The 22,037-nt window shown below is 75.4% G+C and carries 23 protein-coding genes and 4 tRNA genes; 13 read left to right on the top strand and 14 right to left on the bottom strand.

The genetic code is table 11. The features are described 5' to 3' along the window. Positions 1–35: 35 nt before the first annotated feature. From O2W53_RS09385 to O2W53_RS09365, 5 genes are all read right to left on the bottom strand, one after another. Positions 36–908, bottom strand: a complete 873-nt coding sequence (locus tag O2W53_RS09385; protein ID WP_269162788.1) for a hypothetical protein — start codon at positions 906–908, stop codon at positions 36–38. Next, positions 908–1,189, bottom strand: coding sequence for a hypothetical protein (locus O2W53_RS09380; RefSeq protein WP_269162787.1), 282 nt, complete (start codon positions 1,187–1,189; stop codon positions 908–910). Before O2W53_RS09380 ends, O2W53_RS09385 begins: the two co-directional genes overlap by 1 nt. 366 nt (positions 1,190–1,555) lie before the next feature. Next, positions 1,556–2,851 (bottom strand): hypothetical protein, encoded by a 1,296-nt coding sequence (locus tag O2W53_RS09375; protein WP_269162786.1) that lies wholly within the window; start codon positions 2,849–2,851, stop codon positions 1,556–1,558. Positions 2,852–2,970: 119 nt separating this feature from the next. After that, positions 2,971–3,043, bottom strand: a tRNA-Lys gene (locus O2W53_RS09370). Between the two features lie 244 nt (positions 3,044–3,287). Beyond that, positions 3,288–4,175: a Rieske (2Fe-2S) protein gene (locus O2W53_RS09365; RefSeq protein WP_269162785.1), complete on the bottom strand. Its 888-nt coding sequence runs from the start codon at positions 4,173–4,175 to the stop codon at positions 3,288–3,290. Between the two features lie 216 nt (positions 4,176–4,391). Here O2W53_RS09365 and O2W53_RS09360 point away from each other — a divergent pair, with 216 nt between their 5' ends. Together O2W53_RS09360 and O2W53_RS09355 are read left to right on the top strand one after the other, a co-directional pair. Then, positions 4,392–4,916: a GtrA family protein gene (locus O2W53_RS09360; protein ID WP_269162784.1), complete on the top strand. Its 525-nt coding sequence runs from the start codon at positions 4,392–4,394 to the stop codon at positions 4,914–4,916. Positions 4,917–5,007: 91 nt separating this feature from the next. Then, positions 5,008–5,325 carry a hypothetical protein gene (locus tag O2W53_RS09355; RefSeq protein ID WP_269162783.1) on the top strand — a complete coding sequence of 106 codons (318 nt, stop codon included), beginning with the start codon at positions 5,008–5,010 and terminating at the stop codon, positions 5,323–5,325. A gap of 15 nt (positions 5,326–5,340) precedes the next feature. On the opposite strand, the gene O2W53_RS09350 is transcribed toward O2W53_RS09355, so the two are convergent. Beyond that, entirely contained in the window at positions 5,341–5,988 is a 648-nt protein-coding gene (locus tag O2W53_RS09350; protein ID WP_269162782.1) for an AMIN-like domain-containing (lipo)protein, read from the bottom strand. Between the two features lie 118 nt (positions 5,989–6,106). On the opposite strand from O2W53_RS09350, the gene O2W53_RS09345 reads away from it, so the two are divergent. The 5 genes from O2W53_RS09345 to O2W53_RS09325 all read left to right on the top strand — a co-directional run bounded on the left by O2W53_RS09345 (position 6,107) and on the right by O2W53_RS09325 (position 8,722). Further along, positions 6,107–6,179: transfer RNA gene (locus O2W53_RS09345), tRNA-Glu, on the top strand. 37 nt (positions 6,180–6,216) lie between these two features. After that, positions 6,217–6,293, top strand: a tRNA-Asp gene (locus O2W53_RS09340). A gap of 23 nt (positions 6,294–6,316) precedes the next feature. Then, positions 6,317–6,390: transfer RNA gene (locus O2W53_RS09335), tRNA-Phe, on the top strand. Positions 6,391–6,501: 111 nt separating this feature from the next. Beyond that, complete coding sequence (locus tag O2W53_RS09330) at positions 6,502–7,242, top strand: response regulator transcription factor (RefSeq protein WP_269162781.1); 741 nt, start codon at positions 6,502–6,504, stop codon at positions 7,240–7,242. Between the two features lie 16 nt (positions 7,243–7,258). After that, positions 7,259–8,722 (top strand): sensor histidine kinase, encoded by a 1,464-nt coding sequence (locus O2W53_RS09325; RefSeq protein ID WP_269162780.1) that lies wholly within the window; start codon positions 7,259–7,261, stop codon positions 8,720–8,722. A gap of 9 nt (positions 8,723–8,731) precedes the next feature. Here O2W53_RS09325 and O2W53_RS09320 read toward each other — a convergent pair whose 3' ends face one another. After that, positions 8,732–9,784, bottom strand: a complete 1,053-nt coding sequence (locus O2W53_RS09320; protein ID WP_269162779.1) for a glycosyltransferase family 4 protein — start codon at positions 9,782–9,784, stop codon at positions 8,732–8,734. A gap of 269 nt (positions 9,785–10,053) precedes the next feature. Here O2W53_RS09320 and O2W53_RS09315 point away from each other — a divergent pair, with 269 nt between their 5' ends. After that, positions 10,054–11,478 (top strand): hypothetical protein, encoded by a 1,425-nt coding sequence (locus tag O2W53_RS09315; RefSeq protein WP_269162778.1) that lies wholly within the window; start codon positions 10,054–10,056, stop codon positions 11,476–11,478. A gap of 28 nt (positions 11,479–11,506) precedes the next feature. On the opposite strand, the gene pcaC is transcribed toward O2W53_RS09315, so the two are convergent. Genes pcaC through pcaH form a run of 5 tightly spaced genes read right to left on the bottom strand, consistent with a single transcriptional unit; the run spans position 11,507 to position 15,536 of the window. Further along, positions 11,507–11,923, bottom strand: coding sequence for a 4-carboxymuconolactone decarboxylase (gene pcaC, locus O2W53_RS09310; protein ID WP_269162777.1), 417 nt, complete (start codon positions 11,921–11,923; stop codon positions 11,507–11,509). Further along, the gene (gene pcaD, locus O2W53_RS09305; protein WP_269162776.1) at positions 11,920–12,696 is read right to left on the bottom strand and encodes a 3-oxoadipate enol-lactonase; all 777 of its coding nucleotides are present in this window, start codon (positions 12,694–12,696) and stop codon (positions 11,920–11,922) included. The genes pcaC and pcaD overlap by 4 nt, the downstream gene beginning before the upstream one ends. Next, complete coding sequence (locus tag O2W53_RS09300; protein WP_269162775.1) at positions 12,693–14,054, bottom strand: lyase family protein; 1,362 nt, start codon at positions 14,052–14,054, stop codon at positions 12,693–12,695. Before O2W53_RS09300 ends, pcaD begins: the two co-directional genes overlap by 4 nt. A 37-nt stretch (positions 14,055–14,091) precedes the next feature. Beyond that, a complete protein-coding gene (pcaG, locus tag O2W53_RS09295; protein ID WP_269162774.1) occupies positions 14,092–14,772 on the bottom strand; it encodes a protocatechuate 3,4-dioxygenase subunit alpha in 681 nt (226 codons plus the stop codon). After that, positions 14,769–15,536, bottom strand: a complete 768-nt coding sequence (gene pcaH, locus O2W53_RS09290; RefSeq protein ID WP_269162773.1) for a protocatechuate 3,4-dioxygenase subunit beta — start codon at positions 15,534–15,536, stop codon at positions 14,769–14,771. The genes pcaG and pcaH overlap by 4 nt, the downstream gene beginning before the upstream one ends. 69 nt (positions 15,537–15,605) lie before the next feature. On the opposite strand from pcaH, the gene O2W53_RS09285 reads away from it, so the two are divergent. From O2W53_RS09285 to O2W53_RS09265, 5 genes are all read left to right on the top strand, one after another. Beyond that, positions 15,606–16,382, top strand: coding sequence for an IclR family transcriptional regulator (locus O2W53_RS09285; RefSeq protein ID WP_269162772.1), 777 nt, complete (start codon positions 15,606–15,608; stop codon positions 16,380–16,382). Positions 16,383–16,444: 62 nt separating this feature from the next. After that, positions 16,445–17,617 (top strand): 4-hydroxybenzoate 3-monooxygenase, encoded by a 1,173-nt coding sequence (locus tag O2W53_RS09280; protein WP_269162771.1) that lies wholly within the window; start codon positions 16,445–16,447, stop codon positions 17,615–17,617. A gap of 252 nt (positions 17,618–17,869) precedes the next feature. Next, a complete protein-coding gene (locus O2W53_RS09275; protein ID WP_269162770.1) occupies positions 17,870–18,079 on the top strand; it encodes a hypothetical protein in 210 nt (69 codons plus the stop codon). Between the two features lie 98 nt (positions 18,080–18,177). Continuing rightward, complete coding sequence (locus O2W53_RS09270; protein ID WP_269162769.1) at positions 18,178–18,798, top strand: hypothetical protein; 621 nt, start codon at positions 18,178–18,180, stop codon at positions 18,796–18,798. Continuing rightward, on the top strand, positions 18,798–19,472 hold the full coding sequence (locus O2W53_RS09265) for a hypothetical protein (RefSeq protein ID WP_269162768.1): 675 nt from the start codon (positions 18,798–18,800) through the stop codon (positions 19,470–19,472). The genes O2W53_RS09270 and O2W53_RS09265 overlap by 1 nt, the downstream gene beginning before the upstream one ends. Before the next feature lie 25 nt (positions 19,473–19,497). Here the strand turns inward: O2W53_RS09265 and O2W53_RS09260 are convergent, their stop codons facing one another. Together O2W53_RS09260 and O2W53_RS09255 are read right to left on the bottom strand one after the other, a co-directional pair. Next, the gene (locus O2W53_RS09260) at positions 19,498–21,114 is read right to left on the bottom strand and encodes a GMC family oxidoreductase (protein WP_269162767.1); all 1,617 of its coding nucleotides are present in this window, start codon (positions 21,112–21,114) and stop codon (positions 19,498–19,500) included. A 27-nt stretch (positions 21,115–21,141) separates the two neighbouring features. Continuing rightward, a complete protein-coding gene (locus tag O2W53_RS09255; protein ID WP_269162766.1) occupies positions 21,142–22,008 on the bottom strand; it encodes an MBL fold metallo-hydrolase in 867 nt (288 codons plus the stop codon). Positions 22,009–22,037: the final 29 nt, after the last annotated feature.

Here is a 22,037-nt window from a genome sequence, read left to right as displayed (position 1 = left end):
GGCCCGGGGCGTGTCCGCCCCGGGCCACCGTCCGCTCAGTGCGGGTCGACCGCCACGAGGAAGCACCCGGCTGCGCCGAACGGCTGGACGTCGAAGCCCAGTTGCAGCAGGCACTCGGCGATCGCGGCGTTCATCGTGTGCTGCACCGCCTCCTGCGCCGCGACGCCGCGGACGTGGTGACGGCTCATCCGGTCGTGCTGGTGCCAGCTGACCAGCACACCCGGGTGCCCGGGCTCGGGCGTGAGGCACACGCCGCCGGCCGGACCCTCCCCCGCGCAGTCGTGCAGCTGCAGCCCCGCCTCGACCAGCGCCGCAGTCACCTCGACCCCCAGCGAGACGAGCTCGTCCTCGTCCGCCAGCGGCCCGTCCCACTCCTCGGGCAGCCGGTCGAGCTGGTCCCCGAGGTCGCTGAGCCACTCCCGCTCGGCCGGCAGCTGCCGGCGGATCAGCCGGCCGTCGGAGCGCAGCACCCCGTAGACCGCCCGGCCAACACCCGCCGGTGCCGACATCGCCAGCCAGTCGGCCTCGATCGGGTCGGCGAACGGGCCCGCCAGCACCTGTTCGCGGGCGCCGTCCTCCTGCTCCTCGACCAGCCACCAGGCCGGCGGGGTGCCCTGCGCGCCGCCCTGCCGGCCCGCCGGGTGTGCCGCCATGCCGGTGGCCGGGACCGGCTGCAGCGCCACCGCGTTGGCCGGCTCAGCGACCTGGGGCTGGGCTGCCGCACCGCCGGCGACCGCCGCTGCGCCCACCGCCACCGGGACCGCCGCCTCTGCCGGCGCCTGCTGGCGCTGGCCCTGCACCTGGTTCCGCTCGAACTCGTACTGCGCGGTCGAGCTCTGCGCGAGGGCCACGACGAGCGCGGCCAGCACCACGAAACCGACCACTGCGACCACCGGCCAGATCAGCATCACTGCCACCCACCGGAGACGGCGCCCCAGCTCGCGGCCCGACGCGCGGAGCCCTGGGCCCACCGGAGGAGTGAGACAGCGGACGACCACAGGGAGGTGTGCACCGGCGTCGTCCCGTCCTCGCCGTCCACGCCGGCCTCGCCGTCCACGCCGGCCTCGCCGTCCGAGCCGTCCGAGCCGTCATCGAAGAGCTGGAGCAGGGCGGCCAGGTCCAGCTCCTCCTCCGCCGGGATCACGGAACGGGACGACGGGCGGGGTGCCAGGTCGAGCAAGGTGGTCACAAGGGCTCCTCGGTGCAGTCCGTCGCGGCTGGGGAAGCGCCGCTGACATGCCAAAAGCTAGGGCTCCCGACACCCCGGACGACGCGCTTTCACGCCGTCATCACGGTCCCGTCACCGAATCGTTGTGCGGAGCACCCGAACGGTCGATGACCGGCCTCTCAGCAGCCGCCTTGTCGACATGTGCGCGGCGCTGAGCTGGGCTTTTCCCGTTCTCGGGCACGGTCATCCTGATCGCGCGAGGAATCGGGCATGTTGCGCCCGCCATTTCGCAGCCCGTCCCGTGTCGTTTCTCGCGCACGACCCGCGGAACGGTCGATGACGCTTCTGCACGGCACCTGCAGTCGCATTCGCCGTCCTGGAGCGGGATCAGCGGCGACGCGCCCTCCGCGCCAACGTGGACGCCAGCAGACCCGCGGCTGCGGCAGCGAGGAGCGCCATGGTCACCCGCAGCGCCACCGGCCACCGTCCCCGGTCGGGCTCCCCTGCGGCCCGCACGTCCAGCTCGGGCACGAGCCCTGCGGCCAGCTGGAAGCGCCCGACCCCGTAGTTGCCGCCGCCGGTGGGGACGGCGCTGAGCCGCTCGGTGGCGCCGTCGTCGAGGGACACCCGGGTCACCCAGTACTCGTCCGGGTCACTGCCCTCCACCCGGTCGCGCCCGGCGAGGACGACCACCTCCCGCGCCGAGGCCCAGCCCAGCACCCTGCCCGCCTCCGCGACCACCCCGTCCACCGGGCGAGGGACCTCCGTGGGTTCGCCGGTCGCGGCGACGAAGTCGATGACGTCGGGGATCGAGCCCCACTGCTCCTGGCACGCCGTCCACTCGGCCTCGTCGATCACGTCCAGGCACGGGAACGGCGCGCGGGAGGTGGCCAGCAGTGCGCCGTCCGGGGACCACGCCTCCGCGCCGCCGAGCTGGTGCCCGGCGGGCAGGGCGAGGTCGCGCCGCCCTCCGTCCGCGAGGTCGACGATCGCCAGGGTCCCGCCGACGGCGGCGGAGTGCTGCACCGCGAGCTCGCTGCCGTCCGGCGAGAACGCCGCCGTCGACGCCTGCGTGGCCCCCGCCAGCGCACGGACCTCACCGCTCGACACGTCGAGCACGCTGACGTCCCCCTCGACCGGCGTCCCGCTGTAGGGGTTCGTGGCCGCGTCGCCGGCCAGGTAGGCGACCCGTCGTCCGTCCGGCGACCAGGCCACGGGGACGGCGCTGCGCCCCTCCGGCAGGGGGTACGAGGTGACCTCGCCGGTCGCCAGGTCCTGCACCGCCAGGTCGAGTCGGTCGCTGTCGTGGTCGCCCACGACGACTCGGGTGCCCTCGGGGGACAGCAGCATCGGCGCCGGGTCGCCCTGGCTCTCCGGGCCGGCCCGGTCCTCGGCGAGGTCGACCCGCCGGTAGACGTCGTCGTCGGCACTGACCGCGACCGCCTGCGGGAAGTCCATGAACTCCACTCCCCACCCGTGCTGGAAGAGGGCCACTGCACGCCCGGGAGGAGCGGAGGACACGTCTCCGGTCAGGTAGGAGTAACCCGCCATTCGATCCGGGATCCCGGCCGCGGCGCCCTGCTCCGCAGCATCCGCACCGCCGCCGGACAGCAGGGCCACGACCAGGGCGGGCAGCAGGACCAGCCCGCCGACGACCAGCGGAAGACGCTTCCGGGTGTCCACGGCGCCAGCATGGCCGCTGCCCGTTCGCTGGGACCACCCGCTGAGGTGGCCGGCACCTGAATCGAACGAGCACGGACGGAGACCATCGCGCAGGGCGCGAACGCGCAGGCCAGCACGAGTGGGCCCCGTGGGGATCGAACCCACAACCCGCGGATTAAAAGTCCGCTGCTCTGCCAGTTGAGCTAGAGGCCCGGCCGAGCGAGTCTCCCAGAACGCTGGGCGGGAGTGCTCAGAGCGCGGTGAAGATCAGGATGAGCAGGGCGGTGAGCACGAGGCTGATCAGCAGGGAACCCATGCAACCGAGCCGGTTGGTGAAGAAGAGGAACACCAGCCTCCGATGCCCGCCATCCCGGCCGGTCAACCGCGGTCAGCCGACGGCGACCCGGCCGGGGCACCGTCCGCACGCCGGAGCGTAGGGCGGCTCAGCCGCCGGCGGTCACTTCGAGACGTGCCGGTTGGGCAGCTTGCCGAGCACGCGGCCGGCCTCGTACTTGACCTCGAGCCGCTCCTGCGCCGACGCCGTCGGACCCCGGCGCGGCTCGCCGCTCTCCAGGTCGAAGGCCGAGCCGTGCCACGGGCACACGATGCAGTCCGCCCCGCGCACCTGCTCCACGGTGCCCTCGGCCAGCGGCCCGCCCACGTGCGCGCAGGAGTTGATGAAGGCGTCGACCCGGGCGCCCCGGCGCACCACGGCCAGCGCCACGGGCGTGCCCCGGCCCTCGCCCGTGCGCAGCGCGGGCCGCCCCTCCGGCAGGTCGTCGAGCGGGCCGAGGTCGATCCAGTCGGTGGTCAGCTGCCGGGCGTCGGTGACGGCGTGGTTCGCACCCGAGGACTGCGCGTAGGACATGTGGCCGCCGATGGCCGCCGAGCCACTGGCCAGCCCGAGGCCGCTGTAGGCGAGCACTCGCCCGAGCGTGCCGTTGCCCTTGCCGCGGGCGACCAGCGAGCCGACGTACAGCCCCAGCGCGACGACGTTGGTGGCGGCGTGGATGGCACCCAGCCGCCGGACGGCGTCGTCCTGCTCCGACCAGTCGGCCGCGCCGGCCATCGCCGCGGGCAGGCTGGCCGCCACGCCGGTGCCGATCAGCGCGGTGGCGGCCGGGCGGGCCGGCGGCATGAGATCCAGGATCCCGGCCGACAGCCAGGTGCCCACCGGGACCATCGCCAGAATCGGGTGCAGCGGATGGCCCAGCCAGGTGCCGTGCAGCAGGTCGCGGAACGCCTGCGGCTGCAGCACCTTGTTCACCACCGTCCGGGCGGACTCCAGCTTCGCGTCGAACGACGACACCTCGGACAGGCGGTCCAGCACACCGAACAGGCTCATGCAGCGGCCCATACCCGGCGCAGCCGACCGGAACCCGCCGTTGCCGGGCTCGCTGCCGTGAGCAGGACGCCGACGCGCGTACCGACACTCTGCGTGAGCGACATCACGGAGTGTTGCGGGAACGCAGCGGGAATGCACATGCGGCCCACTGGTTGCTGCCGCAGGATGACCCTGCTGCCCGAGCACGGCCCCGTGCTCACGTCCTGAGGAGGACCCGTGACCTGCCCGTCCCTGCTCCGCCGCACTGCCGTCGGCGGCGTGCGCGCGGGTGGGTTCGACGACGTGGTCGCGCCGACGTGGGTGCGGGAGCGGTCCAGCGCGGTGCGCGAGCGGCTGCATCAGGACGACGCCGGGGCACAGTTCGCCCGCTTCGTCGTCGTCGGCGGGGTCTCCAGTGCGCTCTACGCCCTGGTCTTCATCGGCCTGCAGGGCCTGGGCGCCCAGCCCGCCAACCTGGCCGGCGCGATCGCCTCCACCCTGCTGGCCAACGAGATGCACCGCCGGCTCACCTTCCACGCCGGCGGCCGGGTCTCCTGGTTCACCGCACAGTGGGAGGGCGGCGGCCTGGCCGGCATCGGGCTGGTCGCCACCTCGCTCGCGCTGGCGGGCCTGCACACCCTGACCGGTGACGTGGGCGCCGTCGTCCAGCTCGGCCTGATCGCCGCGGTCACCGGCGCGATCGGCCTGGTCCGGTTCGTCGCCCTGCGCAGCTGGGTGTTCTCCCCCGCTCCCCGCGACTGAGCTCCCCGCGACCGGGCTCCTCGCGACCCTGCACGGCGGCTCGCCGCTGCGGCTGACCGGGGCCTCGGCGTCCCGCCCCTAGGCTGCCGACATGTCGATCATGGTCCGATCCGCCCGCCTGGCGGCCGCCGGGGCGCTGCTGCTCGCCCCGCTCACGGCCTGCAGCTCGTACAGCGCCTCGTGCTCGGGCAACGAGTGCACCGCGACGCTCACCGGCGACGGCGCCGAGGTCACGATCCTGGGCACCGAGCTCTCCTACGGCGGCACCGAGGACGGCCGGGCGACCGTCACGGTCGGCAGCACCAGCGTCACCTGCGCCGAGGGGGAGAGCGTCTCCGCCGGGCCGCTGTCGCTGACCTGCACGACGGTGGACTCCGGCTCGGTGGAGCTCAGCGCCTCCCTGGGCTGAGCCGCCTCCCTGGACTCAGCCGGCGTCGGCGACCTCGACCACCAGCCGGGTGGGGTCCGACAGCGCGGACACCCGGAACGGGACCTCGGCACTGGTGCCGATCCAGGCGACCGAGGTGCCCTCGAAGGTGGCGTCGTAGACGACGCCCTGCACGGTGTCGGTGCCGGAGACCGACACCGGTCCCCGGGCGACCTCCTCGGCGCCGGTCTCGTACGGGTAGCTCGTGCCCTGCAGCGTCACCTGGAGGAACGCCGACCCGGGGACGTCGACGGCGTCCCCGGAGCCCTGGGACGACGGCGCGTCGACGTACTCGACCTGCCACCCGGGGGTGCCGCTGCCGGCGAGCTCGAACACCACCCGCTCGAACCCCTCGTGCGGGGCGGCGCGGACCTCCGTCACCGTGAGCCCATCCGGGTCGACCGGCTCAGCGGTGTCGGCAGAGGTGTCTGCGGGGAACTCCGGCGCCGGGCTCTCCGCCCCTGCCGTGGTCGCGGTCGCGGTCGGCGCGGTGGTCTCCTCGGCCTCCGGTGCAACGCTGGACGTCGCCTCGTCGGTCGAGGCCGTGTTGTCGGTGCCGGGCTGAGCGGCACAGCCGGCCACCAGCAGGAGAGCGACGGCGAGCCCGGCGGAGCGGGTCACCCGAGCGGAACGGCGGATCGGCACGAGGTGGATGCTGACACGGCGGGCCCTGCCGGTACGGACGCCACGCGCACCGGTGGCCCCCCGGTGCGAGGACCCGCCCGAGGCCATGTATGGTTCTCCCTGCCTCCAGCGACCACGAGCCCCCATCGTCTAGCGGTCCAGGACGCCGCCCTTTCAAGGCGGTAGCACGGGTTCGAACCCCGTTGGGGGCACGCACCATGCAGCACAGCAGTTCATGCACCACAGCAAGGCCCTGTAGCGCAGTTGGTTAGCGCGCCGCCCTGTCACGGCGGAGGTCGCGGGTTCGAGTCCCGTCAGGGTCGCCACCCGGTGTCCAGTACACCGGGAGGGGCAGGTAGCTCAGTTGGTACGAGCGCTCGCCTGAAAAGTGAGAGGTCGGCGGTTCGACCCCGCCCCTGCCCACCTCACCTCATCCCCGTCTGCCCGGCCGCGCTCCTGGCCGCTGGGCAGACGTCCAGCGAGTTCCTGCCCAGCGCACAGGGAGCTCTCAGGTCCAGGATGCACAGTCACCCCATGACGACCACCTCCCCCGCGTCCAGCTCCCGCGCCCAGCTCACCCGGCCGGACGGCAGCGCCCTGCGGGTGCTGGTCGTCGACGACGAGCCCTCGATCTGTGAACTGCTGTCCCTGGCGCTGCGCTACGAGGGCTGGGACGTCCACACCGCCCCCGACGGCACCGCCGCGGTCCGCGACGCCCGCGAGTTCCGCCCGGACGCCGTCGTCCTGGACGTCATGCTCCCGGACATGGACGGCCTGGAGGTGCTGCGCCGGCTGCGCGCGGACACCCCGCTGGTCCCGGTGGTATTCCTGACCGCCAAGGACGCGCTGGAGGACCGGATCGCCGGGCTCACCGCCGGCGGCGACGACTACGTCACCAAGCCCTTCAGCCTGGAGGAGGTCGCCGCCCGGCTGCGCGGCCTGCTGCGCCGCACCAGCCGGGTCGTGGCCGACGACGGCCTGCTGGTCGTCGGCGACCTGACCCTGGACGAGGAGAGCCACGAGGTGACCCGGGCCGGGGAGGACGTCCGGCTGACCGCCACCGAGTTCGAGCTGCTGCGCTACCTGATGCGCAACCCCAAGCGGGTGCTGTCCAAGGCGCAGATCCTCGACCGGGTCTGGCAGTACGACTTCGGCGGCCAGGGCAACATCGTCGAGCTCTACATCTCCTACCTGCGGCGCAAGATCGACGCGGGCCGCCCGCCGATGATCCACACCCTCCGGGGCGCCGGGTACGTGATCAAGCCCGCCGCATGACGTCTGTCCCCTCCCGGTGACCGGCGGTCCTCCCCGGTCCCGCCGCTCGCTGCGCACCCAGCTGCTGATCGCCTTCGTCGTCCCGCTCGTACTGGTGCTGACCCTGGTCGGCGTCGTCTCGGTGACCGCGCTGCGCTCGGAGCTGGTCGGTCAGGTGGACAGCCAGCTCGCCACGGCCATCGACCGGTCGCTGGCCTCCGACCGAGGCCCCAGAGACGGCGACGGGCGCGGCGGGCCGGAGGGTCTCGACGCCCGCGGCCAGAGCGAGGACACCCTGGTCGCCAACGTGACCGATGGGGTCGTCACCCGGTCCGGGGTGCTGGGCGAGCGTGGCGAGACGCTGCAGCTGACCGACGCCCAGGAGGCCGTGCTAGCCGACCTGCCCGTCGACGGCGGGCCGGTCACCCGGGACCTCGGCGGCGAGCTCGACGAGTACCGACTGGCGGCCGTCATCGCCGGGAACGGCGAGGTGCTGGTCAACGGCCTGCCGCTGGGCGGCGCGTCCGACGCCGTCCGCAACCTGGTCACCGTCGAGCTGCTGGCCGGGCTGGCCGCGCTGCTCGCCGCCGCCGGCACCGCCGTGCTGGTCATCCGCCGCACCCTGGCACCGCTGGACCGGGTGGCGGCCACCGCGACCCGGGTCTCGGAGCTGCCGCTGGCCAGCGGCGAGGTGCAGTTGGCCGAGCGGGTGGCCCCGCAGGACACCGACCCGGGCACCGAGGTCGGCCAGGTCGGGACGGCGCTGAACCGGATGCTCGACCACGTCGAGGGCTCGCTGGCCGCCCGCCAGGAGTCCGAGACCCGGGTGCGCCAGTTCGTCGCCGACGCCAGTCACGAGCTGCGCACCCCGCTGGCCTCCATCCGCGGCTACGCCGAGCTGGTCCGGCGGCAGCACACCGAGGTCGCCGGGGACGTCGGCCACGCGATGCGGCGGGTGGAGTCCGAGGCGCTGCGCATGTCGGCCCTGGTCGAGGAGCTGCTGCTGCTGGCCCGGCTCGACGCCGGCCGGGAGCTCGCCACCGAGGAGGTCGACCTCACCGCCCTGGTCGTGGACGCGGTCAGCGACGCCCACGTCGCCGGCCGCGACCACCGCTGGCAGCTCGACCTGCCCGACACCCCGGTGCTGGTGCGCGGCGACGCCGCCCGGCTGCACCAGGTGCTGGTCAACCTGCTGGGCAACGCCCGCACGCACACCCCCGAGGGCACGACCGTCACCACCCTGCTGCGGACGGAGGGGGACGCGGCGGTGCTGCAGGTCGTCGACGACGGCCCCGGCGTGCCCGCCGCGTTGCAGGACCACGTCTTCGAGCGGTTCGCCCGCGGCGACGCCTCCCGGTCCCGCTCGGCCGGGAGCACCGGGCTGGGGCTGGCGATCGTGCACGCCGTCGCCGCCGCGCACGGCGGCAGCGTGGAGCTGGCCAGCACCCCGGGACGCACCGCGTTCACCGTGCGGTTGCCACACGCCACCCAGGCCGGCTGACCCGCCGCCTCAGCGCACCGCGACGTCGGCGGCGACCTGCTCGTACACCTGGGCGTGCACCCGCTGCACGGCGACGCGCTGCTCGGCCCGCCACGCACGGTCCACCCGGGCCGGCGCCGGCCGGGTGAGCGCCGCCACCACGGCCGAGTTGAGCGACGCGGCGTCCAGGCCCTGGCGGGGGTCGTTGCCGTACACGACGACGTCGGACCACTGCTGGGCGTGCTGGCCACCGCCGGGCACGACGACCCGGGTGCCGGCGTCGCGGCACAACTCCACCCAGCCCGAGTGGGTGCCCGTACGGCGGGGCAGCACCGACACGTGCAGCTCCTGCAGGTGGCGGACCCAGGCGGCCGGGTCGTCCGGCCAGCTGCGGGCCAGTTCCAGCTCTCCGGCGTCGGCGAGCGCCAGCAGCCCCGGCAGCCGCGCGGCGAGGTCGACGTCGGGGTGCACGTCGACCCGCAGCCGGCCGCCGCCGGAGACCGCACCGGACAGCGCGGCCCGGACCAGCTCCTCGGCCTCGGGCACGTCGGCGCCCAGCCGGCCCAGGTGCAACCCGACCAGCCGCGTCTCCCGCCCGACGTCCGGGGTGGGGCCGGCCAGGGAGGGGTGGGCGACGACGATCGCCGTCCGGCCGTAGCGGTCGGCGATCTCGTCGGCGGCGCCGCGGGTCAGGGTGAGCACGACCTCGGCGGTGCCGAGCAGCGCCCGCAGGTGCGCGCGGTGCCGGACGCGGGCGGCCTCGGGGTGGGTGCCGGTGTCGGCTCCCTCGAGGGCGTCCAGGTGGTGCACCGTGACGACCAGCGGCACGCCGGTGCGCCGGACCGCCGCCGTCCAGGCCTCCATCTCGGCCACGGTCAGGTGGTCGTACCCGCCGTGCAGGTGCAGGACGTCGACCTCGCGGGCGTGCGCGGTGAGGTGACGGACGTCCAACCACGGACTGGGTGAGCCGGCCGGTCCCACGCGCAGGGTGGTCTCGGGCAGGACGGCGTCCAGGTACGCACCGGCGTACGGCACGGTCGCCACCCGCAGCGAGCGGGCCGTCTCCTCGGGCACTGCGGTCACGCGGTCGTACGCCTCCTGCGGTCGGGCACTCCGACGCGGCAGGTGCGGTGCTCCTCGACGGGTGGGGGTCTGTCAGCGGATCGTCCCTACCCGGTGTAGCTGCTGCCGAACCGAGAGGCAAGGCGTCGCTCCTCCGTCCGGGTGACCGGAGGCCCCCCGACCCGTTCCCCCTTCCGGTGGCGGTGCGTGCGGCCGCCCCGCCCGGTCGGTTAGCGTTCCCGGTCGGCCGCTCCCCGGGCCGCCGTGGGACACCGAGAGCCGGAGGACGAGTGGGCGGAGACGGCGAGGAGCGCCCCGGCGCCCCCGAACCCGACCCGGCCGTCGCCGAGCCGCCGGAGACCGGACGCCGCCGTCCCCGGCCGGTCGGGTCGATCCTCAGCGCTGCCCTCCTCGTCGTGCTGCTGGTCGGCGCCGGCCTGTTCGCGCTGCTGCGCGAGGACCCGCTGACCTACGGCGGCCGCTACGTCACCGACCCCGGCGCGGTCCTCGCCGAGGCCGACCGCGTCTTCACCGACCACGTGGCGGAGCGGCAGGGGGTCAGCAGCGCGGACAGCCGCTGCTGGTTCCAGCTGGCCGACGCCGCCGGCTCCGAGGTCCGCCCGGACCTGCTCTGCGGCCCGGCGCTCTTCGTCGACGGTCAGGACGACGCCAGCTGGCTCCGCTTCCCGCTGACCGGCACCCCGGCCGGGGGCGACGTGCGGCTGTCGGTGGCCGCGCTGCCCGCCGACCCCGCCCCGGAGCCGCTGACCGACCGCGAGCTGCTCCGCCGGCCCGACGGCGGCGAACCCCCGCGGGGCACCGGCGGTCTGACCGCGCCGGCCGTGCCCCAGGCGGCGGCCGGCCACACCGCGGTGGGGCCGTTCCCCGACGTCACCTACCGCGAGCCGGCGGGCCCGGCCCGGCTCTCCGGCCCGGCCGCGGCGGTCACCGTCACCGGCCTGGCGCAGCCGGACCGGGTCGGCACCGGGGACGCCGCCCTGCGGCCGGCCGACGGTGAGCAGTTCCTCGCCGTGCGGTACGTGGTCGAGCAGGGCGAGGGTCGCTCCCCCACCCCGCCCACGATCACCTACCAGGTCGGCGACCGGCAGCCGGTCCCCGTCCCGCCGGCGCTGACCGCCCCCGGCACCACGGTCGAGGCGCTGCTGTCGGTGCCCACCGACCCCGCCGTCGCCGACCTGGTGGTCACCGACGCCGGGGTCGAGCAACGACTGTCCCTGCTCACCGGCGCACCCGGCCCGGACAACCTGCAGGTGCTGGCCCGCACCTCCCGGGAGGCCGACGTGGACGCCTCCCGGCAGCTGTCGGCGACCCTGAGCGCACCCGGCCGGGTCTCGGCGTCCCTGCCGGCCACGATCGCGGTGCGCGGCGGCCGGCTCGAGTGGTTCGTCCGGGACGAGCGACCGGCCGACCCGAGCCGCGCGCTGCTGCTGCTCGACGTCACCATGGCCCTGCCGGACTCCGCGCCCGGTGCGGTGCCACCCGGGCTGCTGTCGCTGCGACTGCCGGACGGGACGACGCTCCGGGCGCAGGACCTGGACGACTCCCCGACGCGGGTGATCACCGCCTTCGACGTGCCCGCCGACTTCACCGAGGGGACCGTCGTCGTCGCGGGCTCCGCGACCTTCCCCGACGGCGCCACCGTCGACCTCGGCGACGGCCGCGTGACCGTGCCGGTCACCGTCCCCGCGGGCTGACGGCGGCCCGGGCCACTCCCGAGGTGCCTCAGCCCTGGGCGCGGAGCTCGGCCAGGATCGGCTTGGCGACGGCCAGGGCGTGGTTGGCCGCCGGCACCCCGGCGTAGACCGCGGTGTGCAGGCACACCTCGGCGATCTCCTCGTCGGTCAGCCCGTTGTGCACCGCGGCCTTGACGTGCAGCGCGAACTCGTCCCAGTGCCGCAGCGCCGCGGTGATCGCCAGGGTCAGCATGCTGCGCTCCCGGCGCTCCAGACCCGGCCGCTGCCACAGGTCGCCCCAGGCGACGCGGGTGATGAAGTCCTGGAAGTCGGCGGTGAACGGGGTCACCGCGGCGACCGCCCGGTCGACGTGGGCGTCGCCGAGCACCTCCCGGCGCACCCGCATGCCGGCGGCCCGCCGCTGCTCGTCGGTCTCCAGCGGTCCGGTCTCCTGCTGTTCGGTCACGGCGTGCCTCCGGTGGCGTGTGCGATCAGGGCCCGGCTGACCTGCTCGGGCTGTTCCAGGTTGGCCAGGTGCGCGGCCGGGCTGAGGCTGAGCAACCGGGCGCCGGGGACGCCGTCGGCGATCAGCTGCTGGTGCTCCGGCGGCACCGCCTGGTCGTCGGCGCCGGAGACCACCAGCGTCGGTGCGGTGATCCGGTGCAGGTCGGGACGCTGGTCCATCGCCGCGATCGCGGCGCAGCAGCCGGCGTAGCCCTCGTCGTCGGCGGCCGTGACCATCGCCTGCAGCCGGGCGACCAGCTCGGGGTGGGCGGCGGCGTACGGCGGGGTGAGCCACCGGCTGACCACCGGCTCGGCGATCGCCCCGGTGCCCTCGGCGCGCACGGTGCGCGCCCGGTCCGCCCAGCTGTCCGGGTTGCCGGTGTGCGCCGAGCTGCACAGCACCGCCAGGGTCAGCACCCGCTGCGGGTCGCGCACCGCCAGCCGCAGGCCGGTCATCCCGCCGATCGAGACGCCGGCGACGTGCGCCCGGTCCACCCCGAGCCGGTCCAGCAGCGCGACGACGTCGTCGGCGAGGTCGTCGATCGTGGCCTCGCCGGGCACCGACGGCGAGCGGCCGTGCCCGCGGGTGTCGTACCGGACCACCCGGAAGTGCTCGGTCAGCGCCGGCACCTGCAGGTCCCACATGGACAGGTCCGAGCCCAGGGAGTTGGACAGGAGCAGCACCGGCGCATCGGCCGGGCCCTCGACGACGGCGTGCACCTCGACGGCGGTCATGCCGGGCCTCCTTCTCCTGCGGTGACGTCGGATGTGGTGGGGTCGGACTGGAGCGCGATGGTGTGGGCGGCGAGGACGGCGTCCACCTGTGCCCCGGCCTCACCGACGTCCGGGCTGCCGTCGGCGACCAGCGCGGCGCCGTCGACGTCGGTGCGCTCGGCCACGAGGTCGGCCAGCGGGCGACCGGACGCGGCCGCCTCCCGGACCGCGGCGGCCGCGGCGTCGTGCGCGGGGCCCGCGCCCAGAGTTGGGGTGAGCGCCTCGGCCAGCGCACCGGCCAGCTGGGAGTCGCCGGCCGCAGCCACCGTCCGGGCCATCCGCTCCGGGTCCAGCCGCAGCGAGGCCAGGCACTCGGCCAGCCAGGACGCCGCCGAGCCGACCGTGCCCAGCAGGTCGGTGAGCGTCGGCCACTCCGCGTGCCAGGTGCCCGCGCCGCGCTCGTGCTCCTGCTCCATCGCGGCGAAGAGGGTGGCGACCAGCCCGGGGGCGCGGCGGGCGGAGGCCCGGGCGGAGACCGCGGCCACCGGGTTGTTCTTGTGCGGCATCGCCGAGGAGCCGCCGCGCCCCTCGGCCACCTCGGCCACCTCGGCCACCTCGGTCTGGGCCAGCAGGACGACGTCCAGGGCGATCGTGGCCACCACACCGGCCGCCGCACCCAGCACGCCGGCGACGTCGGCGATCGGCAGCCGCACGGTGAACCAGGGCACCTCGGTGGCGACCAGCCCGAGCTCGGCGGCCAGCTCGCGGCGCAGGTCCACCCCGGAGCCGGAGCTGGCGGCCAGCGTGCCGACCGCCCCGCCGTACTGGACCGGCAGCGCCGCGGCGACCGCGGCGACCCGGGCCCGGGCACCGTCCAGCCCGGCGAGCCAGGTGGCGGCCTTGAGGCCGGCGGTGATCGGCAGCGCCTGCTGCAGCAGGGTGCGGCCCATCAGCACGTCGTCCCGGTGCGCCCCGGCCAGCCGGGCGCAGGCCTCGGCGGCTGCGGCGAGGTCGGCGTCGATCAGGTGCAGGCCGCGGCGGGCCAGCAGCACCGCCGCGGTGTCCACGACGTCCTGGCTGGTGGCGCCGACGTGCACGGCGCGGGCGGCGTGCGGGCCGACGGCGTCCTGCAGCGCCCGGACCAGCGGGGGCACCGGGTTGCCGGCGTCCCCGGCCCGGGCGTACACCGTCGCGAGGTCCAGGGCGGCCGGGTCGGCGCACACCCGGCTCACCTCGTCCGCGGCCGTGCCGGCCACCAGGCCGACCCGGGCGGCGGCACGGGCCAGCGCGCCCTCCACCTCGAGCAGGGCCACCAGCCAGGCGTCCCCGGAGGTGCCGGCGGAGACCGGGCCACGGGCAAAGGTCGCGTCGAGGATCACGCGCCCATCCTGGCGGGTGCCCCCGCGTGGCCGGTGCTCACACCGCGAAGAAGACGGTCTCGTCCATGCCCTTGGCCGTGCAGCCCTGCAGGTGGATGTCCAGCACGTAGCCGTCCGCGCTGGGCTGGGCGATCAGCGTGGCGCGGGAGGCGTCGTCCGGCAGGCTGCGCAGCACGGCGTCCTCGGCGTTGGCGGCGGCCTCGTCGGCGAAGTAGATCCGGGTGACGAGCCGGTCGAGCAGGCCACGGGCGAAGACCGAGACGTCGACGTGCGGCGCCTGCAGCCCGCCCTCGCCGTCGGGCACCCGGCCGGGCTTGAGCGTGCGGACGGCGTACTCACCGCCCGGGACCGTGTGCGACCGCCCGATCCCCCGGAAGCCGGAGGTGGTCGCGGCGCCGCGCGGGTCGTCCGGGTGGGCGAAGCGGCCGTCCGGGTCGGCCTGCCAGGTCTCGATCATGCCGTCGGGCACCAGGTCGCCGTTGCCGTCGAAGACCCGACCGCGCAGCCAGATGGCGCCCGGGGTGCCCTCGGCGACGACGTCCGGGCCGTCGGGCCAGGTCAGCCCGATGGCCAAGTACGGGCCGACGGTGGAGCTCGGGGTGGTGCCCAGCCGGAAGGGCTCGGTCAGGAAGCCGGTGCCGCGCCGCGGCGTGCCCTGGCGGCGGTCGTTGCTCTCGTCGGCGGCCAGCACCAGCGGGGACAGTCGGTCGTCGCTCACGCCACGTCTCCGTCGTCGTCGGTCTCGAAGGGCGTCTGGTCCTGCCCGCGCAGCACGATGTCCCACTGGAACGCCAGCGCCCAGTTGGGCTGGCTGCGCTCCAGGTCGAAGCGGCTGACCGCCCGGTGTCGCGCCGTCGTCGGCATGGAGTTGAAGATCGGGTCCTGCCCGAACAGCGGGTCGTCCGGGAAGTACATCTGGGTCACCAGCCGCTGGGTGAACGCCTGACCGAAGAGGCTGAAGTGGATGTGCGCCGGCCGCCAGGCGTTGTGGTGGTTGCCCCACGGGTAGGCGCCGGGCTTGATGGTGGTGAACTCGTAGCGCCCCAGGTCGTCGGTCACCACCCGGCCCAGCCCGTCGAAGTGCGGGTCCAGCGGGGCGGGCCAGTTGTCGACCACGTGCCGGTAGCGGCCCGCGGCGTTGGCCTGCCAGATCTCGACCAGTGCGTGCGGCACCGGGCGGCCGTCGCTGTCGAGCACCCGGCCGTAGACGATGATCCGCTGGCCCTGGGCCTCGCCGCCCAGGCGCAGCGTCAGGTCGGCGTCGGCAGCGGTGACCATGTCCTCGCCCAGCACCGGGCCGGTGACCTCGGTCAGCCGGTGCGGCAGGTCGACCGGCGTGCGCAGCGGCGCACGGAGCCCCGTGCTCTTGTAACCGGCGTAGGCCACCGGGGTGCGCCGGTCGGCGGGCTCCCGGAGGTAGCGGGGCAGCACGAGGGCGCTGTCCGACGCCGGTCGCGGCTCGCGAGATGTGGTCCCGGTCATGCCGGGACCGTACGACCCGGCACTACGCTGCCCAAGCAACGTCTTCCGCTGAGCAGAAAGAAGGACGCCATGGCCGGTGGTGCTGCCGCGTCCGGCCGGTCGGTGACCTCCCGTGCGCTCGGCGTCCTGGACGCCTTCGACGCCACCCACCCCCGGCTCAGCCTCTCCGAGGTCGCCGAGCGGTCGGGCACCCCGCTGACCACGACCCACCGACTGCTCGCCGAACTGGCCGCCTGGGGCGCCCTGGTCCGCCGCAGCGACGGCCGGTACGAGATCGGCCGCAAGCTCTGGGACCTCGGGCTGCTCGCCCCGGTCGACCTGGAGCTGCGGCAGGTCGCCTCGCCGTTCCTCCTCGACGTGCACACCGCCACCCGCGACACGGTGCACCTGGCGGTGCGCGAGGGCACCAAGGCGCTCTACGTCGAGCGGATCTCCGGCCGCGAGTCGGTGCCCGTGGTCAGCCAGGTCGGGAGCCGGCTGCCGCTGCACGCCACCGGGGTGGGGAAGGTGCTGCTGGCCTCCGCCCCGGACGACGTCCTGGAGCAGGTGCTCCGGCAGCCGACCCGGGAGACCCGGCACACCGTCGTCGACGCCGGGCTGCTGAGCCGGGAGCTGGCCGAGGTGCGCCGCCGCGGCTGGGCCCGGACCGCGGAGGAGATGAGCCTGGGCGCGGCGTCGGTCGCCGTCCCGGTGACCGTGGAGCGGCTGGCCGGGCCGATGGTGGTCGCCGCGCTGGGCATCGTCGTCCCGGCCCACCGGCGCGACGTCGCCCGGCTGGCCCCGGTGCTGCAGGTGGCCGCCCGCGGCATCGGCCGGGCCCTGGCGCGCACCGAGCAGTTCCGCTGATCCTTCCGCCCAGCGGGAGGGGGAGGTCGCCCGAGGTCGGCGGCCGGGGTCACACTCGGGCGATGCGCACCCAGGTGGGGATCATCGGAGCCGGCCCGGCGGGGCTGCTGCTGTCCCGGCTCCTGCAGCTCCAGGGCATCGACACCGTCGTCCTGGAGAACCGGTCCCGCGACTACGTGGAGGCCCGGATCCGGGCCGGCATCCTCGAGCAGCACACCGTCTCCACGCTGATCGACGCCGGCATGGGCGACCGGCTGCAGCGCGAGGGCATGCCGCACGACGGCATCTTCCTGCAGTACCCCGGCACCCGGCACCACCTGGACTTCCCCGAGCTGTGCGGCCGCAAGGTGTGGGTCTACGGGCAGACCGAGGTGACCAAGGACCTCATCGCCGCCCAGCTCGACGACGGCCCGCCGCTGCTGTTCGAGGTCTCCGACGTCACCCCCGAGGACGTCGACAGCGACAGCCCCCGCATCCGGTTCACCGACGCCGACGGCGTGCCCCAGGTGCTCGAGTGCGACGTGATCGCCGGCACCGACGGCTTCCACGGCGTCTCCCGCCCGGTGGTCACCGGCGGCACCTCCGGCCGGCTGTGGGAGCGCACCTACCCCTACGCCTGGCTGGGCGTCCTGGCCGACGTCGCCCCGTCGGAAAACGAGCTCGTCTACGCCTGGCACCCCGACGGCTTCGCACTGCTGTCGATGCGCTCACCGTCGGTGTCGCGGCTCTACCTGCAGGTCGACCCGGACGAGAAGATCGAGGACTGGTCCGACGACCGGATCTGGGACGGTCTGTCCACCCGGTTCGCCCTCGACGGCTGGGAGCTGGAGACCGGGCCGGTCACCGAGAAGTCCATCCTGCCCATGCGCTCGTTCGTCAGCGCGCCGATGCGCCGCGGCCGGCTGTTCCTCGCCGGCGACGCCGCGCACATCGTCCCGCCGACCGGCGCCAAGGGGCTCAACCTCGCCGTCGCCGACGTCACGCTGCTCGCCACGGCGCTGGTCCGCCTGCTGGCCGAGAAGCAGACCGACCTGGTCGACAGCTACAGCGACCGGGCGCTGGCCCGGGTCTGGCGCTGCACCCACTTCTCCTGGTGGATGACGTCGATGCTGCACCGCTCCGGCGACGACTTCGACGCCGAGCTGCAGCTCTCCCAGCTCCGCCGGGTCTGCTCGTCCGAGGCCGCCGCCCGCGAGCTCGCCGAGAACTACACCGGCCTCCCCCTCGACGCCTGAGGCCGCCCCCGCCCCGCCCCCTCTCCACCACCACAATGGCCATTTCGGTGGTCGGGGGGGGTCGGGACGGCGCTGGGCCGGGCTGTCGCGGAGCCGTGTGCAGCTGGCAGACTCTGCCGGGGCGGATCGTCCAGCTGGGGTCGACATGTCGATGTCCACGGTCAGATGTCCTGCATCTGGTGATCGACTTCGGCTACTTGTGCCCAGTCCAGCGCCGGACACGGACCAGTTCGCACCACTAGTTTCAGCAGCATGCTCTCGACGCTCTTGACCATCACCGGCGTGCTCGTGGGGCTGTTCGTCCTGCTCTCCCTCATCGTGCACCTGTCCGCCCGCCCGGCCACCCGGGTCAACACGACGGGCACCCGCGCGCCGGGCTGGGTGGGCGACGCCGGGCAGCCACACCCCGACGCATGGGCCCCGCTGTCGACCACCAGCACCCAGATCCGCGCCGTCCGCTGAGCTGACCTGGGCGGCGGCCTCCCCGGGCCCCCGGGACCGGCCGACACCGGCCCGGCGGCCCGGCGTCGGAGATCCGACCCCGGTTAGGCTCGCCCGCGATGACCAGCGACTCGACCGCGTTGCAGGTCTACCCGATCGGTCAGCTGATCGGCGTCCGCGCGGTCGTGGACCAATTCGACGTCCGGGTCGGCGCCGCCCTGCACAGCCTCACCTCGGCCGAGTTCGGGGTCTGGGCCATGGCGCACGGGCCCGCCGACCACGTACCACGCCCGTGGACCCCTGACGCGCTGGCCGCGCAGGCCGAGTCGGTCGGCGTTCCCGACTGCGCGCAGCGGCTGGACCGGCTGCAGGAGCAGGGGCTCGTCGCCCTGGCCGCGCCCGGCACCGAGTCGGCCCGCGACCTGGCCCGGCGGGTCCGGATGGTGCCCCTGGTGCTGGGCCTGGGGAACAGTGCCGCCGCGCCGGACGCCTACGCGGTCGGGCTGCCCGGCCGCCCGCTCGCCGTGCTGTCGGCCGCCGCCTACGACCTGTTCGAGTGGGCGCACATGGAGACCAGCCTCTGGCGGGCCTGCGAGGGCGCCGCGACCACCGCCGCACGGGTGGGCATCGCCGACACCCTCGCCACCGATCCCGACGCGCTGCTGACCTCGTTGCTGGAGGACCTGCACCGGCTCCTCACCCCCAACGCCGTCCACCTGGACACCTGGGCGGTGAGCTGATGCCCCCCTCCGGCATGCCTTCCCCCGACCAGGCGCTCGTCTTCCCCCTCGGCCATCCCATGGGGGCCTTCCACCAGCACCGCGGGGAACCGCCGAGCTACTGGGTGGTCCGGCTGGGCTGGGACAGCCCGCTGCTGGGCGACCAGACCACCGCCGACGTGTGGACGCTGACGCACGGGGTGCCCAGCCGGGTGCGGGACGGCGTCCCGTGGACCCGCACCGCGGTCCGCGAGGCAGCCGAGGAGGCCGGCGTCCCCGACTGCGACCTCGTGCTCGACACGCTGATCGAACGGGGGCTGGTGGCCGAGCTCGTCCCCGGCAGCGAGCCGGCCGCCGAGTTCGCCCGCACCCACCGGGTGCAGTCTCTGCTGCTGGGGCTGGGCGAGCCGCCCGACCGACCGGGCGTCGACGGCATCGGCCTGCTCGGCACGCCCGCGTCCGCCCTGGTGGGGCCGGCCACCTACGAGTTCTGGCAGTGGGCCCACCTGTGGCCGACGCTCGCCGACGCGGTGGTCGGGCTGGCCGAGATGGCCGCCCAGGCACCGGACCCCGACCCGGCCGACACCGACCCCGCCGCGGTGCTGGACCGGTCGTTCCGGGAGCTGCACCGGCTGCTGTCCGGCAACGCGGTCTACCTGGACCGGTCCCTCGCCGTGGCCGACGCCCAGCGCTGAGCCCGCCGCCGGACAGGGTGGTCCCTCAGCGGGCACCGGTCATCAGCTCGGCGGCCCGCTCGCCGATCGCCACGGCCGTCGCCGCGGGCCCGCGGGAGGGCACCGTCGGCATCACCGAGGTGTCGACCACCCGCAGGCCCGTCACGCCGCGCACCCGCAGGTGCTGGTCGACGACCGCCCCGGGGTCGGTGGCCGGCCCCATCCGGGCGCTGCCGGCCAGGTGCACCGCGGTCGCCAGGTGGGCCCGGGTCCACCGGTCCAGCTCCCGGTCGTCGGCCAGGACGGCGTCGGGCAGGCCGGTGCGCTCGGCGACCAGCGGGGCGAAGGCGGGGGTGCGCAGCAGGTCGGCGGCCAGCCGGACGCCGGCCCGCAGCTGTCGCCGGTCGGCGTCCGCGGTCAGGTAGCGGTACCGGATCCGTGGCTGCACCAGCGGGTCGGCGGTGGTCAGGCTGATCCGGCCGCGGCTCTCCTCCTGCTGCAGGGCCACGGCGAGGTAGAGGTCGTCCCGCCGGCGGGCGGAGTCCAGCAGCCGGGGCACCGAGGCGCCCCGCAGCGCCCGCAGCGTCGCCGCGGGCCGGCGCAGCACCTCCGTGACGCCGGACAGCGCCGACCCCGACGTCCGCGAGAGCATCACCTGCCGGAAGGGCTTGAGCCAGGGCATGACCTCGAGGTGGTCGGCGGTGTTCAGCGCGGTGGCCAGCGGCAGCAGCCCCCGGGGCATCGGGGTGCGCCGGGCCGGCCGGTAGGTCACGTAGACGTCGGGGTGGTCACTGAACCCCTGACCCACCCCGGGCACGTCGGCGACGACGTCGATGCCGGTGGCCCGCAGGTGGTCGGCCGGGCCGATGCCGGAGAGCAGCAACAGGTGCGGGGAGCCCACCGCGCCGGCCGACAACACGACCTCCGCGGCACGCACCGGGCCACGGTCGGTCTGCACGCCCACCGCCCGGCCGTGCTCCACCAGCACCCGGGTGACCCGCACCCCGCCCACGACGGTGAGGTCGGGGGACGCCCGGCGCGGGGACAGGTAGGCCATCGCGGTGTTGACCCGCACGCCGTCGGCGACGGTGAACGGCACCGGCCCGTGTCCGGGCGGGCCGTCGGCGTTCTTGTCCGGCTCGGCCGGGAAGCCCAGCGCGTCGCAGGCGCCGGCGAAGGCATCGGTGAGCGGGTGCGGCTCGTGCACCCGGGTGACCGGCAGCGGGCCGGTCGAGCCGTGGCCGGGGCGGTCGCCGTAGTCGGCGTCGCTCTCGCAGCGGACGAAGGCCGGGCGCAGCGCGTCGGCCGACCACAGGTCGTTGCCCGCGGCGGCCCAGCCGTCCAGGTCGGCGCGGGTGGCCCGGATGAAGTAGGTGCCGTTGAGCGCGCTGGACCCGCCCAGCACCTTCCCCCGCGGCACCGGCCAGCGCAGGTCGTCGGTGAGCTCTCCGGTGAGCTCCCAGTTCGCGGGATGGCCGGGGGTCGCGGCACCCATCGTCGCGGCGTCCCGGATCGTCGCCGGGAAGTCCTCGGGGCGCGGGTGGTCGGCACCGGCCTCCAGGACCAGCACCCGCCGGCCGGCGTCGACCAGCCGGGCGGCCAGCGCACAGCCCGACGACCCGGCACCGACGACCACGACGTCCCACTCCCCCGTCAGCTCCACCCCCGGCACCCTAGGACGGCGGCGGGCTCAGGCCAGTCGCACCCGGTCCCCGGCGGGCTCGACCCGGCCCTCGGTGACCAGTTTGGCCAGCGTGGCCCGGGTCGACTGGGCGGCGGCCGGCCAGACCGCCCGCGGCACGGCCGCGTAGACGACGGCGACCAGCTCCTCGACCGTCCGGGGCCCCTCGGTGAGGGCATCGAGCAGCTGCTGCTCCCGGTACGCCCGGTGCGCCAGGTAGAACCGCAGCACCGCCCCGGGGTCGGTGGTCAGCTCGGGCCCGTGGCCGCAGTACAGCGCCGAGGGCCCCAGGTCGTGCACCCGGCGCAGCGACTCGAGGTAGGCGAGCACGTCGCCCTCGGGGTGCGTCACCACCGACGTGCCCCGGCCGAGCACGTGGTCGCCGACCAGCACGGCACCCGACGCCAGCCGGAAGGCCAGGTGGTCGGCGGTGTGCCCGGGCGTCGGGACGACGTCCAGGGTGGTGCCCGCCAACTGCAGCCGCTCCCCCGCCCGGAGCAACCGGCCGCCCGGGCCGGCGACCTCACCGGTGGCCGCAGCGACCGGCGCACCGAAGTGCCGCCCCCACGGCAGCGCCGCCTCGGCGTGGTCGGCGTGGTGGTGGGTGACCAGCACGGCCACCACCCGGGCGTCCCGGGCGGCCAGCGCCGCCTCGACGGCGGCCAGGTGCCGGGGGTCGTCCGGCCCGGGGTCCACGACGACGGCCTGGCCCGAGCCCGGCTCGCCCACCAGGTGGGTGTTCGTGCCGTCCAGCGTCATCGGCGAGGGGTTGGGGGCCAGCACCCGGGTGACCAGCGGCTCGGGGTCGGCGACCGGCGCCATCGTGCCGGGTGCGGGCAGCGCCCAGCTGGTCCGCGGGTCGACGGGGGCGGTCACGGGCAGCACGGTAGCGGGCCCGGCGGGCC

The sequence above is a fragment of the Modestobacter sp. VKM Ac-2978 genome (assembly GCF_026968025.1).
GTDB lineage: Bacteria > Actinomycetota > Actinomycetes > Mycobacteriales > Geodermatophilaceae > Modestobacter.
The sequence above is the reverse complement of the archived record's forward strand: the minus strand, read 5'-3'. Positions and strand labels throughout refer to the sequence as shown.